The following is a 13,726-nucleotide window of genomic DNA, read 5'->3' on the forward strand; positions in this document are numbered from 1 at the left end:
GTTCAGCTCGAGCTCTTCAGGTGCCCGGCGAGCAGCCCGGTCACGACGTCCGGGCGTTGGTAGGAGGCGAGGTGCGCCGCGTCCGCGACGACCTCGAACCGTGCGTCCCGGATGCCGTCGGCCAGCGCCCGGCCGTGCTCGGGCGGGGTGGCCGGGTCCTCGGCGCCCGAGATCACCAGCGTCGGCGCGGTGATCCGGCCGAGGTCGGCCCGCGAGTCCCACGCGGCGATGGCCTCGCAGCAGCCCGCGTACCCCTCGGGCGGCGTGGCCGCGATCATCGCGCGCATCCGCGCGACCGTCTCCGCCGCTCTGTCTGCGAAGTCGTCGGTGAACCAGCGCGCGACGACGCCGTCGGCGATGGCCTCGGTGCCCTGGCCGCGGACGGTCGTGGCCCGCTCGCGGTAGACGTCGAGGTTGGCGAACCGCGCGGACGTGCAGAGCAGCGCCAGCGAGGCGACGCGGTCCGGGGCGCGCAGGGCGATCGCCTGGCTCATCGCGCCGCCGAGGGAGACCCCGGCGAACGCCGCCCGCTCGACGCCGAGGTCGTCGAGGGTCTCGAGGACGTCGTCGGCGAGCTCCTCGACGGTGTAGGGCCCGTCGGGGACGGAGGAGCCGCCGTGCCCGCGGGTGTCGAGGGTGATCACGCGGCGGTCCCCGGAGAGCTCCTCACGCTGCGGGGCCCACATGTCGACGGTGGAACCGAGGGAACAGAGGAGGACCAGCGGCGGGCCCGCGTCGCGCGGGCCCTCGTCGGTCAGGTGGAGACGCACGGCTCCACCCTCTCCCATGAACGCCGTGTGCGACACCGGCCTTCCGACGACCGGGACGGTGTCACTGGTCGAGCTTGGAGGGGTGCCGGGTCAGCGCCGTCACCTCGACGTCCATGTAGGGGAACAGCGGCAGGCTCGAGAGCAGCTCGTGCAGCTCGTCGCCCGAGTCGACGTCGAAGCGGCTGACGTTCGCGTAGCGGCCGACCACCCGCCACAGCTCCGGCCACTTCCCGGAGCGCTGGATCTCGTGGGCCCGGGCGCGCTCGCGGGCGCGGAGGTCGTCGGCCACCTCCTGGGACATGTCGTGGGGCAGGTGGACGTCCATGCGGACGAGGAACTGCACGGGGACTCCTCGGGGCCGGGGCGGGGTCAGTCGAGGCGGTAGTGCGCCAGCTTCTCGGGGTCGATCGTCGCGCCGAGCCCGGGCTCCTGCCGGGCGGCGAGGCGGCCGTCGACGATCACCGGCGGCGCGGCGAGCACGTCGTCGGTCATCAGCAGGTAGTTGGTGACCTCCACGGGGTGGCGGGCCAGGGCCCGGAGCCCGCAGCCCAGCGCCACCGAGGCGACCGTCCCGAGCATCCCGTCGATCTGGTTGCCGACCACCGCCGTCACGCCGAGCCCCTCGCAGAGCCCGACGATCTTGGCGGAGTCGGTGAAGCCGGTCCGGGCGACCTTGACGCTGATCGCCTCGGAGTCACCATCGAGCAGCGACCGGGCGACCCCGCCCAGGGTGATCGTCGACTCGTCGCCGACCACCGGGATCGGCGAGGCCGCGACGATCCGGCGGCGGCCGAGCACGTCGGCGGCCGGGTTGGGCTCCTCGAGCATCGAGACGCCGTGGTCGGCGAGCCGGCGGGACGCGACGATCGCGGTGTCGGCGTCCCAGCCCCGGTTGGCGTCGGCGTAGAGCTCCACGTGATCGCCCAGCTCGGCGCGCAGCGCCCGCACCGCGGCCATGTCGACGCCCAGCTCGCGACCCACCTTGATCTTGAAGGCGTCGACGCCGTGCTCGTCGCGCATCTCGACGGCGTCGGCGACCATCTCCGCCGGCGTCCCGAGCCCGATCATGTGGGCGGCCCGGACGTCGTCGGCGGCGTGCCCGAGCAGCACGTGCACCGGCTGCCCGCACGCCTGCCCGACGAGGTCCCAGAGCGCCACGTCGATGGCGCCCTTGGCGGCGTTGTTGGCGACGGTGCGGTCGAGGTCGGCGCGGGTCCGCTCGCGGGCGAACGGGTCGGCGCCGACGAGCACCGGCGCGAACAGGTCGCGGACGGCGGCGACGATCGAGGCCGCCGTCTCGCCGTAGGTGTAGGGGCGCGGCGGGGCCTCGCCGTGCCCGACGAGGCCGTCGTCGGTGGTGATCCGGACGAGCACGTGGTCGGCGGCGGTGACGCGGCCGCTGGCGAAGCCGAACGGGCGCCGGTAGGGGATCGCGAGCGGGATCGCCTCGACGGAACTGATCTTCACGGGGTCCTCTCGGGGTTTCCCAGGACGGCGAGGGCCTTCTCCAGGGCGGGGGACGGGTCGTCGCGACGCCAGGCCAGCGCGACGTCGGCGGTGACGTCGCAGTCGGCAAGCTCGCGGTAGCCGACCCCGTCGACGGTGACGGCGAGGACGGACGCGGGCAGCAGCGCCACCCCGAGGCCGGCGGCGACGAGGGCGAGCACGATCGAGGTCTGGTCGGCCTCGGCGGTGCGCCGCGGGACGAAGCCCGCCGCGCGGCATGCCCGGTCCGCGGCCGCGCCGACCACCGAGCCCGGGGCGGAGTACACGACGAACTCCTCGCCGGCCAGGTCGCGCAGCGACACCGGCCCGTCATCGCCGGGACCGTCGGGTCCTCCGGGGCCGGACCAGCCGCCCGGGACCGCGAGCACCAGCCGCTCCCGGGCGAGCAGCCGGGTGTCCAGCGACCCGTCGTCGGTCGGTGGCCGCAGGATCGCGAGGTCGATGCGGTGGTCGGCCAGGGCGGCCTCGAGCGCGGGCGTGAGCATCTCGGTCGCGAGCCGCAGCGTGAGCCCCGGCAGTTCGTCGCCGAGCCGGCGCACGATGCCGGGCACGTGGCGGTAGGTCGCCAGCGCGGTCGCCCCGATCCGCAGCCGGCCCAGGTCACCGGCAGCCACCCGTGCCACCTGCTCACGGGCCGCGCCCACCGACTCGAGGATGCGGACGGCCTCCGGCAGCAGCGCCTCCCCGGCGGCGGTGAGGTCGACCCGGCGGGTGGTCCGCTCGAAGAGCGGCGTGCCCAGGTGCGACTCCAACTGCCGGATCGCCTGCGAGAGCGGCGACTGGGCGATGTGCAGCTGATCCGCCGCCCGCCCGAAGTGCCGCGTGCGCGCCACCGTGACGAAGTAGCGCAGCTGCCGGAGGTCCACGGCCTATTCGGGCTCGAGGACGAAGTCGCGGTCCGAGCGGACCTCTCCTTCGAATCCCGGGGCCGCGTTGCCGGTGGGCGTCGGGTCGAGGGTGAGCTCGGGCTTGTCGGCCGAGGCGACGTCGTTGCCCAGGTAGGGGTCGCCGGTGAAGAACAGCTGGGTGGTCAGGGTGCGGTGCCCGGGCGCGGAGACCAGAAGGTGGATGTGCGCCGGGCGCCACGGGCTCCACCCGGCGGCGAGGGTCATCTGCCCGGTGGGCCCGTCGAGCGGGATCGTGTACGGGGCGGGCTTGCGGGTGTGGATCTCGTAGCGGCCCTGGTCGTCGCAGGTGACGACACCGCGGAGGTTCCCGGCCGGGGGCTTGGAGGCGAAGCCGGAGTACCAGCCCTCCTCGTCGGTGTGCCAGATGTCGACCTTCGCGCCGGCCAGCGGGGTGCCGTCGGTGGCGGTGACCTGCCCGGCCAGGATCATCGGGGTGCCGGGCTCGTCGTCGCGCATCGGCAGCGTGGCCGGCGAGTCGAGCTGGACCTGGCCGTCGAGCCAGAACGGGCCCAGGATCGTGCCGACCGAGCCGTCCTGGGACTCGGCCGCGACCTTCTCGACCTCGTACTCGAGGTAGACGTCGAGGAACAGCGGCCACTCGCCGGTGTCGGAGACGCTGATGAGCCAGCGCTTGAACGCGTCGAATTCCTCGTAGGTGACCTTCTGCTCGCGGATGGCGGAGCGGATGCCCTCGAGCGCGGCGCCGATGACGGTCGCGGCCCGCTGCTGGTCGACGCTGCCGCCCCCCGTACGGAAGGTCGCCGCGCCGGAGCGGGCGATCTCGGTGGCGTGCGATCCGGCGGTGACGGCATCGGAGACGGACTGGTCGTCGGTGGTGGTCATGCGACTTCCCCTGTCGTGGTGGCGGCGGCGGTGGCGGTGTACTCGTGGACCCAGGCGTTGGCGTCGAGGTAGTTCTCGAAGCGGGCGTCGCGGGCCTTGAGCTCGTCGAGCTCGTGGTCGTGGCCCGGACGTGGATCAGGGAGGTGCAGCAGCGTCCCGGTCTCCCAGGCGCTGCGGGCGACGGCGCGGGTGCGCGCCCGGCGTCGTCGGGGATAGGTGGCCAGCGCCGTGTCCGGGTCGGTGCCCCCGAGCAGCTCGGCGAGCACGACGGCGTCCTCGATCGACTGGTTCGCGCCCTGCCCGTGGTGGGGGAGCATCGCGTGGCAGGCGTCGCCGAGGAGGACGACCCGGCCGCGGGTCCAGCGGGTCAGCGGCGGCTGGGAGAGCAGCGGCCAGCGCGGGCTCTGCGGGACTGCGGCGAGCATCTCGCGCACGGCGGGGTGCCAGCCCGCGAAGCCGTCGAGCAGCTCGCCGGGCGCCGCGTCGCGGGTCCCGCCCTGCCAGGCGTCCGGCCCGCACAGCACCGCGAAGAAGTTGATCGTGTCGTCGTTCCGGGCCGTGCCCCCCATCGCGTAGTGCAGTAGGTGAGCGTGGGGGCCGGTCCAGAACTGGATGGCCAGCGGGTCGGGCAGCGAGGGCAGGTCGGCGCGGCGGACGAGCCCGCGGAAGGCGCTGGTGCCCGAGTAGACCGGTCCCTGACCGGTCCCGGCGACGGCGTCTCGCACCACCGAGTGCACCCCGTCCGCCCCGACCACGACGTCGGCGGTGACCGTGGACCCGTCGTCGAAGGTGACGACGGCCACGCCGGCCGGCTCGTTCCTGACCGCGGTGGCGGCCCGGCCGAGGTGCAGGCGTGCGGGATCCACCGCGGCGGCGAGGGTCTGCTGCAGGTCGACGCGGTGGATGCCCCAGTAGGGCGCGCCGAACCGGGCGCGGTAGTCCGCGCCGCCGGGGTGCGCGGCGATCCGCTCCGCGGTGCGCCCGTCGCGGTAGATCAGCTCGGTGGGCTGGGTGGAGACGGCGTCGAGGGCCTCGCCCACCCCGAGCCGTGAGAGCTCGCGGGTGCCGTTGGCCGAGAGCGCGACGGCCGCGCCGACCTCGCGCAGCTCCTCGGCGCGCTCGTAGAGATCGACGGTGACCCCGGCGCGCTGCAGCGCGATCGCCAGGGTGAGCCCGCCGATGCCCGCGCCGACCACGGCGATCTCCACGGTCGTCCCCTCCCCGTCGAGGTGGAACAGCTCTCGCCGAGGAGCGTGACACAGCCGATCCCGGAGGAAAAAGCGCTGAATCGAGCACGATTGAGATGCTCAGCGTCATGGTCTGGGGTTGACCGCTCGGCTAGCGTTCACCTGAACTAATCAGTACAGGAATTGATCCTCGGGAGTGCCCGTGCGCGACGACGCCCACCGCATCCGCACCACCCACGTCGGGAGCCTGCCCCGCCCGAAGGCCCTGCTCGACCTGCTCGCCGCGCGGCAGGCGGGCGAGCCGGTCGACGACGAGGCGCTCGGGGACGCGACCCGGGACGCCGTCGTCGGGATCGTCGCGGCGCAGCGCGAGCACGGCATCGACGTGGTGACCGACGGCGAGATGGGCAAGCTCGGGTTCTTCAGCTACGTGACCGAGCGGCTCGGCGGCCTCGAGCGCCGGCCGGGAGCGGAGACCGTCTACAGCTTCGCGGCGGAACAGCAGGCGTTCCCGGAGTACTACGAGCGGTACTTCGCGCAGGCGATGATGGGCGGCACCGTCGGCACCATCGAACCCGTCGTGTGCACCGGGCCGCTGGTCTACCGGGGCCAGCAGGCCCTCGCCCGGGACCTCGAGAACCTGGGCGCTGCCGTCGGCGACGACCGCCAGGACGCGTTCGTCCCCTCGATCGCCCCCAGCGGCGTCGGGGTCAACGAGTACTACGGCTCCGAGGAGGAGTACTACTTCGCGGTCGCCGAGGCGATGAACGTCGAGTACCGCGCGATCGTGGACGCCGGGTTCCTCCTCCAGGTCGACGACCCGTTCCTCACCGAGATCTTCAGCTTCCACGGCTACGACGAGGCCACGCGCGAGCGCCGCGGCCGGATGTACGTCGAGGCGGTCAACCACGCGCTGCGCGGCATCCCGACCGAGAAGGTCCGCTTCCACACCTGCTACTCGATCAACGAGGGCCCGCGGGTGTTCGACGTCCCGCTCGCCGACGTCGTCGACCTCGTGCTCGCCGTCGACGCTCGCTACTACTCCTTCGAGGCCGCCAACCCGCGCCACGAGCACGAGTACCACCTGTGGGAGACGGTCGCGCTGCCCGAGGACAAGGTGCTGATCCCGGGCGTGATCACGCACGCGTCCAACATCGTCGAGCACCCGGAGCTGGTCGCGGAGCGCCTGGAGCGCTTCGCGCGGCTGGTCGGGCCGGAGCGGGTGATGGCCGGCGCCGACTGCGGGTTCTCCTCGCAGGCCACCTACCTGCCTGAGGTCGACCCGACGGTGATGTGGGCGAAGTTCGACGCGATGGCCGCCGGCGCGCGCCTGGCCTCGGAGCGGCTGGTCAGCCCCGCAGCCCGCTGAGCGCGAGGTCGACGACGGCGGCCGGCCAGCCGGGCGCCGTCGTGTCCCGCCCGGCGAGGTGGTCGGCGTAGAGGGTCCCGACGACGAGGCTGGTCGCCGCCTCGACGTCGAGGTCCGCGCGCAGGTCGCCGCGCTCGACCCCGGCGCGCAGCACCGCCGCGAACAGCGCCCGCCGCGGGAGCAGCGTCGCCTCCCGGACGATGCCGAGCAGCTCGCCGGAGCCGGGCTCGTCGGCCAGGCAGGTGCCGAGGATGCTCATCGCGCCGACCTCGGTGTACTGCTCGCGCATCGCCACGAGCAGGGCGATCAGGTCGGCGCGGACATCGCCGGACGGCTCCGGGACCCGGCCGAGGCGCAGGTGCGCGAGGGCGGCGCCGACCAGCTCTGCCTTGCTCGGCCAGCGCGAGTAGACCGTGACCTTCGAGACGCCGGCGGCCGCGGCGACCCGGTCCATCGACATCCGCGCCACGCCCTCGGTGGCGAGCAGCCGCACCGTGGCGTCGAGAACCGCGGCGTCCTTGCCGCGGTCCCGCGTCCGGCCGCGGCCGGGGCGGGCGGCCTCGGTCACGGCGCCGAGGATAGGGCGCGGAGCACGATCGGTGTGCCCTCGCCCGGGGCAGGCCCTAGCGTGGCGGGGGCGCCGTTGATCGAGGAGGAGCTTCATGGCGAGCACGGACCCGACCACGATGCGCTCGGTGCTCGGGCACTTCCCGTCCGGCGTCACGATCGTCACCGGCGCCGTCGACGGCGTCCCGGCCGGGTTCACGTGTCAGTCGTTCTCCTCGCTCTCGCTCGACCCGCCGCTCGTGCTGATCCTGCCGGGCCGCGGCTCGTCGTCCTGGCCGAAGATCGAGGCGACGGGACGGTTCTGCGTCAACGTGCTCGCCGAGGACCAGCAGGAGCTCTCGACGACGTTCGCGCACTCCGGGACCGACAAGTTCGCCGGCGTCGAGTGGCGGACCTCCCCGCTCGGCTCGCCGATCCTCGCCGGGGCCACCGCCTGGATCGACTGCACCCTCTACGCCTGCCACGACGGCGGGGACCACCTGATCGTCATCGGCGCGGTGCACGACCTCGCCGCCGAGCCCGAGACGCCGCCGCTGGTCTTCCACCGAGGTGCCTACGGCTTGTGAGCCCTCTCGGCGTGCTCCCCTGATTCCGCCTCACAACACGGATCAGTGCTCACGAGCGGCGGAGCCGCACCGGGCCGGTCGCCGTCGCCGGGTCCACCACCTCGCCGTGCTGGGTCATCTCCACCTCGCCCGCCTCGACCAGCCGCCGCGCCACCCGGCGCGCGGGCTCCATGAGCGGCCGCCAGTCCTGCGGGTCGACCCGGCGCGCCGGCTCCGACGGGCAGATCGTCTTCCCGGGCCCGCGCGCGTCGAGCAGCTCGACGATCGCGGTCTCCAGCGCCCGCTCGGTGTCCACGCCGCCCGGGTACCCACCTGCCACCGCCCGGCCGGTGGCCCTGGACGCGGGCCCGGCGTCGTGGGGTGATCGACAGCGTGCGCCCCTTCTCCCAGGTCGACGTGTTCACCGACCAGCTGACCGCGGGCAACCCCGTCGCGGTCGTCCACGACGCCGACGGGCTGTCCGACGAGGCGATGGCCGCGGTCGCGTCGTGGACGAACCTCTCCGAGACGACGTTCCTGCTGCCGCCCACCGATCCGGGCGCCGCCTACCGGCTGCGCATCTTCACCCCGCGTACCGAGCTGCCCTTCGCCGGCCACCCGACCCTGGGCTCGGCCCGGGCCTGGCTGGAGGCGGGCGGCGTCCCGCGGGACCCGTCCGGGCCGGTGCAGGAGTGCGGGGTCGGGCTGGTGCGCCTGCGCTCGTCCGGTGGCCGGCTGGCCTTCGCGGCGCCGCCGTTGCGGCGCTCCGGGCCGGTCGACGAGGCCGACGTCGACACGCTGGTCCGGGGGCTGGGGCTCGACCGGACGGCCGTGCGCGACGCCGCCTGGGTCGACAACGGGCCCGGCTGGGTCGCCCTCCTGCTCCCCGACGCCGCGACGGTGCTGGGTCTCGAGCCCGACCTGCGCGCCCTCGCCGCGAACGAGGTCAGCAGGGCGGTGGGTGTCGTCGGCGCGCACCCGGCGGGCGACGAGGCGGCCTTCGAGGTGCGCGCGTTCGTCCCGGCGATGGGCGTCGGCGAGGACCCGGTGACCGGCTCGCTGAACGCGGGGCTCGGGCGCTGGCTCGTCGACGCCGGGCACGCCCCGTCGTCGTACGTCGCGGCGCAGGGCACCCGGCTGGGCCGCCGGGGACGGGTGCACGTCGAGCACGCCGACGGGCAGGTCTGGGTCGGCGGGTGGACGGTGCCCGGCGTCGTCGGGTCGATCGCGGTGTAGCAGGCGCCCGGCTCCTCCCGGGATCTCGGTTTGTCGCGGCCTCCTGCGGTCGACCGGCTGCCTTGTCGTGGCTAATCCGCACGACAAGGCCGGCCCGGGGACGCAGAAGCCCGCGACAGGGCGGTCGGAGCGCCGATGGCGTCCGTGTCAGCGACGGTCCGTCGCCCGCAGCCGGTACACCACCAGCTCACGGACCGATCCGTCGCGCAGCCGGCGGGCCGGGTCGACGTGGTCCTCCACGAACCCGGCCCGGCGGGCCACGGCGCGGCTCGGGCCGTTCGCGGGCTCGATCGTCAGCTCCAGCGTCGCGGCTCGGTCCTCGCCGAACACCCACGCGACGACGACGCCGAGCGCGTCGGCGACGTAGCCGCGGCCCCGGGCCCACGGGGAGCCCCAGTAGCCGATCTCGCCGACGCCGTCGCGGACGTGCAGCAGGGACATGCTCGCGGCCACCGACCCCGGCTCGTCGATCCCCTCGACGCAGAACGACGCCCCGCCTTCCGTCGCGACGTCGTGGACGTGGTGGGCGAGGAACCACTCCGCGTCGGCGTAGCGGTAGGGCGAGGGCACCGTCGTGAACCGCTGGATGTCGGGGTCCTGGCACGCCCGGTGGATGGCGTCGACGTCGGCGGCGCGCCACGGACGGAGCCGGGTGCAGGCGCCGAGGAGCACGGGTGGATCGGGCATGACCTGCAGGATGACGTGCCGCACCCCCCGGGGTCACGGTGCTCGGCCGCCGACCCGGGTGATCCACGAACACCGGGCGAGATCCGCCCCCGAGCGCCCTCCTAGGGTGGGCGGAGTGAAGTTCCCGATCCTGCGCCGCGTGCTCCGGGCGCTCGTCGGGCTCCCGCGGCCCGCGAAGCGTGCCCTCGCCGGGCGTCGCGTCCAGCGCGACGGTCAGGTCCTCGACCTCGACGTCCAGATGATCCTGCGGCTCCTCGCGCTCGCGGCGGGCCCCGGGGAGGACCCGCCGCTGACCGACCAGCGCCGGCTCACCGACGAGGCCGCGTCCGGGCTGGCCGAGGTCACCCGCGGGGTCACCAGTCGGGCGATGTCGATCCCGGTGCCGGTCGGGGTCACCCGGGACATGCCCGGGGTCCTCGACGCCCGCCTCTACGAGCCCGACGACCTCGCCGGCGCCACCTCCGGACTGCTCGTGTTCTTCCACGGTGGCGGCTTCGCCCTCGGCAGCGTCGTGTCGGGGGACCCGCTGTGCCGGGCGCTGGCGCAGCAGGCCGGTGTCCGGGTGCTGTCGGTGGAGTACCGGTTGGCGCCGGAGCACCCGTTCCCGGCCGGGCTCGCCGACGCCGTCGTCGCCCTGCGCCACGTCCTCACCCACCGCGAGGACTTCCGCGCGGGCGCCGTCGCCGTCGGCGGCGACTCGGCAGGGGCGAACCTCGCGCTCACCTCCGCCCACCAGCTGGCCCGGCGCGGGGAGCCGACGGCGGAGTTCGTGCTGGCCCTCTACCCGGTGACCGACGCCGGTCGCTCCGGGGGCTCCCGCGAGCTCTTCGCCGACGGGTTCGGGCTGCGCACCGTCGACGTCGAGTGGTTCGAGGGGCTCTACCTCCCCGAGGGGCTCGACCCGATCCGCCCGACGGCGCTGCTCGACGCCGCCGACCTCGGCGTCATGCCGCCGGCCTACGTCGCCACGGCCGGGTTCGACCCGCTGCGCGACGAGGGCGAGGAGCTGGTCGCGGCGTTGCGCGCGGCCGGGGTCCCGACGGTGGCGCGGCGCTTCCCCGGCCTCGTCCACGGCTATGCGGGCTTCGCCGGTCTCGTGCCCGCCGCGCGGGACGCGGTGCTCGACGCGGCGTCGGCGCTGCGGGCCGGCATCGCGCTCACCGGGACGCCACCGCAGCAGGACCACCACGGGCAGATGGCGCACGAGGGGGTCGCGGCGGACCGGGCGTGACCGGTTCGTCGGGGTGACCACCGCCGAGGTGGGTACTTGGGCAGCATGGCGGGTCCCGTGAAGGAATCGATCTCCATCGCCGCGTCGGTGCCGACCGTGATCGGTGTCGTGGCGGACCTGGAGAACACCGACCGGTGGGCGAACGAGGCCAAGTCCGCGGAGGTGCAGTCCCGCGACGCGGAGAACCGGCCGTCGAGCATCAAGGTCACCCTCGGCGCCGTCGGGTTCCGGACCGCGGCGACGTACGACGTCGCCTACACCGACTCGTCGGTGACCCTCACGTGCTCCGGCGACGGCGGACGGCTGATCTCCACGAGCGTCATCGCCTACGAGGCGGCCGAGTCCGGGCAGGGCACCGAGCTGACGATGACCTCGACGATGGAGGTCACCGTGCCCGTGCCGGAGTGGGGCCTGGAGCGGGCGATGACGCGCTCGGCCCGCAAGAACCTGGCGTCGGTGAAGAAGGACGCCGAGAAGTAGGTGCGCTTCGCGCACGTGAGCACTTTCCGGGGCTATAGCCCCGGAAAGTGCTCACAGGGCGGCAGCCACCTGCCGTCCGCTGAACAGGCAGCCGCCGAGGAAGGTCCCCTCGAGCGAGCGGTAGCCGTGCACCCCGCCGCCCCCGAACCCGGCGGCTTCGCCCGCGGCGTACAGCCCCGCAACCGGCTCCCCGTCGACGCCGAGCACCCGCCCGGACAGGTCGGTGTGCAGCCCGCCCAGCGTCTTGCGAGTGAGCACGTGCAGCTTCACCCCGACCAGCGGGCCGGCCGCCGAGTCGAGCAGCCGGTGCGGCGCCGCGACCCGGGTGAGCCTGTCGCCGAGGTAGTGCCGCGTGGAGCGGATCGCGGCGAGCTGGAGGTCCTTGCCGTAGGGGTTGGCGAGCTCGCGGTCGCGAGCCAGCACTTCGCGCTCCACGTCCTCGAACGCCAGCAACGGCTCCGGGGTCAGGGCGTTCATCCGGTCCACCAGCTCGCGCAGCGTCGACGCCGCCACGAAGTCCTCGCCGCGGCGCTGGAACTCGCCGACCGGGCCCGTCGGCCCGGGCCGGCCGCGCTGCAGGGTGAGCCGCAGGTCGCGGCCGGTCAGGTCGGGGTTCTGCTCGGAGCCGGAAAGCGCGAACTCCTTCTCGAGGATGCGCTGGGTGGTGACGAACCAGGTGTGGTCGTGGCCGGTGGTCCGGATGTGGGCCAGCGTGCCGAGGGTGTCGAACCCGGGGTAGAGCGGCGCGGGCAGGCGGCGGCCCACGGCGTCGAACCACAGCGACGACGGCCCGGGCAGGATCCGGATGCCGTGGCTCGGCCAGGCCGGGGAATGGTTGACGATCCCCTCGGTGTAGTGCCACATGCGGTCGCGGTGCACGACGGCGCCACCGGCGGCCTCCGCGATCCCGATCATGCGGCCGTCCACGTGCGCCGGGACGCCGCAGATCATGTGCTCCGGCGGGGTGCCGAGACGCGCGGGCCAGTACTTCCGCACCGCCTCGTGGTCGCCGCCGATCCCGCCGGAGGTGACGACGACCGCGTCCGCGTCCACCGAGAACGGCTCCACCTCGACCCGCGAGCTCGGCTGGCCGCGGCTGGCGTCGCTGGGCTCGAGGACCGCGCCCGACACCCCGGTGGCCGCACCCGCCGTCGTCGTGACCCGGTCCACGCGGTGGCGGAACCGCAGCTCGACGCGGCCCGCCGCGACCGCCTCCCGCACGCGGCGGGCGAACGGCTCGACGATGCCGGGCCCGGTGCCCCAGACGATGTGGAAACGCGGGACGGAGTTGCCGTGGCCGGTGGCGGTGCCCGAGCCCCGCTCGGCCCAGCCGACCACCGGGAAGAACCGGATGCCCTGCTCGCGCAGCCAGGAGCGCTTCTCGCCGGCGGCCCACTCGACGTAGGCGCGGGACCAGCGGCGGCCCCATTCGTCGCCGGTGTCGTCGAACTGCGCCGAGCCCTGCCAGTCCGACCAGGCGAGGTCGAGCGAGTCGTGGATGCGCAGCCGGCGCTGCTCGGGGGAGTCGACGAGGAAGAGCCCGCCGAAGGACCACCAGGCCTGTCCGCCGAAGGACGCCGCGGGCTCCTGGTCGAGCAGGACCACGCGGCGGCCCGCGTCGGCGAGTTCGGCGGTGGCGACGAGCCCGGCGAGCCCGGCCCCCACGACGACGACGTCTGCGGTCACCGGATCATTCTGGCGCGCGTCGCCGGGTGGGTGAACGGCGCCGTCCTGGCGTCGGATGCCGGCATCGTGCCGTTGCCGGCATCCCGGGGAGAGGGATCAGGCGTACCCGAGCTTCTTGCTGCAGGTCGGCCAGGCGTTCCAGCCCTGCTCGGCCTGCACGCGCTTGGCGACCGCGATCTGCTGCTCGCGGGAGGCGTCCTCGGGGCTCGAGGCGTACTGCTTGCCGCCGAAGGCCTTCCAGGTCGACTGGGTGAACTGCAGGCCGCCCTTGAAGCCGTTGCCGGTGTCGGCGTCCCAGTTGTTCGTCGACTCGCACTTGGCGAGGCGGTCCCAGGTCGCGTTGCTGTGCGGCGAGCCGACGCTCGGGGCGGCCATCGCGGTGCCGGCGAGGGCGACCGGGGCGGTGACGGTCGCGGCGACGGCGGCGACCTTGAGGCCGGTGAGCGCGAGGCTGCCCGTCGTGTCGGACAGGGTGCTGGGCTTGCGGTGGCGGCCAGGCATGGACGGCTCCAAGTCGAGTCGGGGCTACTCGGGCCGGAAGCGTGGGGAGCGGACCGGCGAGGAGGACCGTAATAGAACCGAGACCTTCCGTCACCTCACGTGACGACGGTCGAGCGGAGTGTCGCGTCGAGTGGCCATTCGGCCGCGTTGGGCGGCGATTGGAGCAACCTGCGCCGCTCGTCGGCTAGACCGAACGGGGCGACGACGGTG

The 13,726-nt window shown here is 74.3% G+C and carries 16 protein-coding genes; 5 read left to right on the forward strand and 11 right to left on the reverse strand.

Features of this window, described 5'->3' with window-relative positions:
• Positions 1–2 precede the first annotated feature (2 nt).
• The 6 genes from pcaD to VGH76_RS13340 form a co-directional block, all read right to left on the reverse strand.
• Positions 3–770 (reverse strand): 3-oxoadipate enol-lactonase, encoded by a 768-nt coding sequence (gene pcaD, locus VGH76_RS13315; RefSeq protein WP_331557161.1) that lies wholly within the window; start codon positions 768–770, stop codon positions 3–5.
• Positions 771–831: 61 nt separating this feature from the next.
• Positions 832–1,113: a muconolactone Delta-isomerase gene (gene catC, locus VGH76_RS13320; protein ID WP_331557162.1), complete on the reverse strand. Its 282-nt coding sequence runs from the start codon at positions 1,111–1,113 to the stop codon at positions 832–834.
• Positions 1,114–1,139: 26 nt separating this feature from the next.
• Positions 1,140–2,237, reverse strand: a complete 1,098-nt coding sequence (locus tag VGH76_RS13325) for a mandelate racemase/muconate lactonizing enzyme family protein (protein ID WP_331557163.1) — start codon at positions 2,235–2,237, stop codon at positions 1,140–1,142.
• Positions 2,234–3,142 (reverse strand): LysR family transcriptional regulator, encoded by a 909-nt coding sequence (locus VGH76_RS13330; protein ID WP_331557164.1) that lies wholly within the window; start codon positions 3,140–3,142, stop codon positions 2,234–2,236. Before VGH76_RS13330 ends, VGH76_RS13325 begins: the two co-directional genes overlap by 4 nt.
• A 3-nt stretch (positions 3,143–3,145) precedes the next feature.
• Complete coding sequence (locus VGH76_RS13335; RefSeq protein ID WP_331557165.1) at positions 3,146–4,027, reverse strand: dioxygenase; 882 nt, start codon at positions 4,025–4,027, stop codon at positions 3,146–3,148.
• The gene (locus VGH76_RS13340; protein ID WP_331557166.1) at positions 4,024–5,235 is read right to left on the reverse strand and encodes an FAD-dependent monooxygenase; all 1,212 of its coding nucleotides are present in this window, start codon (positions 5,233–5,235) and stop codon (positions 4,024–4,026) included. Before VGH76_RS13340 ends, VGH76_RS13335 begins: the two co-directional genes overlap by 4 nt.
• Positions 5,236–5,416: 181 nt before the next feature.
• On the opposite strand from VGH76_RS13340, the gene VGH76_RS13345 reads away from it, so the two are divergent.
• Complete coding sequence (locus VGH76_RS13345) at positions 5,417–6,583, forward strand: cobalamin-independent methionine synthase II family protein (protein WP_331557167.1); 1,167 nt, start codon at positions 5,417–5,419, stop codon at positions 6,581–6,583.
• Here VGH76_RS13345 and VGH76_RS13350 read toward each other — a convergent pair.
• The gene (locus VGH76_RS13350) at positions 6,564–7,151 is read right to left on the reverse strand and encodes a TetR/AcrR family transcriptional regulator (RefSeq protein WP_331557168.1); all 588 of its coding nucleotides are present in this window, start codon (positions 7,149–7,151) and stop codon (positions 6,564–6,566) included. The genes VGH76_RS13345 and VGH76_RS13350 overlap by 20 nt on opposite strands.
• A 94-nt stretch (positions 7,152–7,245) precedes the next feature.
• Here VGH76_RS13350 and VGH76_RS13355 point away from each other — a divergent pair, with 94 nt between their 5' ends.
• On the forward strand, positions 7,246–7,716 hold the full coding sequence (locus VGH76_RS13355) for a flavin reductase family protein (RefSeq protein ID WP_331557169.1): 471 nt from the start codon (positions 7,246–7,248) through the stop codon (positions 7,714–7,716).
• Positions 7,717–7,765: 49 nt separating this feature from the next.
• Here the strand turns inward: VGH76_RS13355 and VGH76_RS13360 are convergent, their stop codons facing one another.
• Positions 7,766–8,011, reverse strand: coding sequence for a DUF3253 domain-containing protein (locus VGH76_RS13360; protein WP_331557170.1), 246 nt, complete (start codon positions 8,009–8,011; stop codon positions 7,766–7,768).
• A gap of 65 nt (positions 8,012–8,076) precedes the next feature.
• Between VGH76_RS13360 and VGH76_RS13365 the strand changes: the two genes are divergently transcribed.
• The gene (locus VGH76_RS13365) at positions 8,077–8,931 is read left to right on the forward strand and encodes a PhzF family phenazine biosynthesis protein (RefSeq protein WP_331557171.1); all 855 of its coding nucleotides are present in this window, start codon (positions 8,077–8,079) and stop codon (positions 8,929–8,931) included.
• Between the two features lie 147 nt (positions 8,932–9,078).
• Here the strand turns inward: VGH76_RS13365 and VGH76_RS13370 are convergent, their stop codons facing one another.
• Positions 9,079–9,618, reverse strand: coding sequence for a GNAT family protein (locus VGH76_RS13370; RefSeq protein WP_331557172.1), 540 nt, complete (start codon positions 9,616–9,618; stop codon positions 9,079–9,081).
• Positions 9,619–9,733: 115 nt separating this feature from the next.
• Here VGH76_RS13370 and VGH76_RS13375 point away from each other — a divergent pair, with 115 nt between their 5' ends.
• The gene (locus VGH76_RS13375) at positions 9,734–10,849 is read left to right on the forward strand and encodes an alpha/beta hydrolase (protein ID WP_331557173.1); all 1,116 of its coding nucleotides are present in this window, start codon (positions 9,734–9,736) and stop codon (positions 10,847–10,849) included.
• Between the two features lie 45 nt (positions 10,850–10,894).
• A complete protein-coding gene (locus tag VGH76_RS13380) occupies positions 10,895–11,329 on the forward strand; it encodes an SRPBCC family protein (protein WP_331557174.1) in 435 nt (144 codons plus the stop codon).
• A gap of 51 nt (positions 11,330–11,380) precedes the next feature.
• On the opposite strand, the gene VGH76_RS13385 is transcribed toward VGH76_RS13380, so the two are convergent.
• Both VGH76_RS13385 and VGH76_RS13390 read right to left on the reverse strand, forming a co-directional pair.
• Positions 11,381–13,015 (reverse strand): FAD-binding dehydrogenase, encoded by a 1,635-nt coding sequence (locus tag VGH76_RS13385; protein ID WP_331557175.1) that lies wholly within the window; start codon positions 13,013–13,015, stop codon positions 11,381–11,383.
• A gap of 96 nt (positions 13,016–13,111) precedes the next feature.
• The gene (locus VGH76_RS13390) at positions 13,112–13,516 is read right to left on the reverse strand and encodes a transglycosylase family protein (protein WP_331557176.1); all 405 of its coding nucleotides are present in this window, start codon (positions 13,514–13,516) and stop codon (positions 13,112–13,114) included.
• Positions 13,517–13,726: the final 210 nt, after the last annotated feature.

The organism is Actinomycetospora sp., assembly GCF_036497585.1.
Taxonomy (GTDB): domain Bacteria; phylum Actinomycetota; class Actinomycetes; order Mycobacteriales; family Pseudonocardiaceae; genus Actinomycetospora.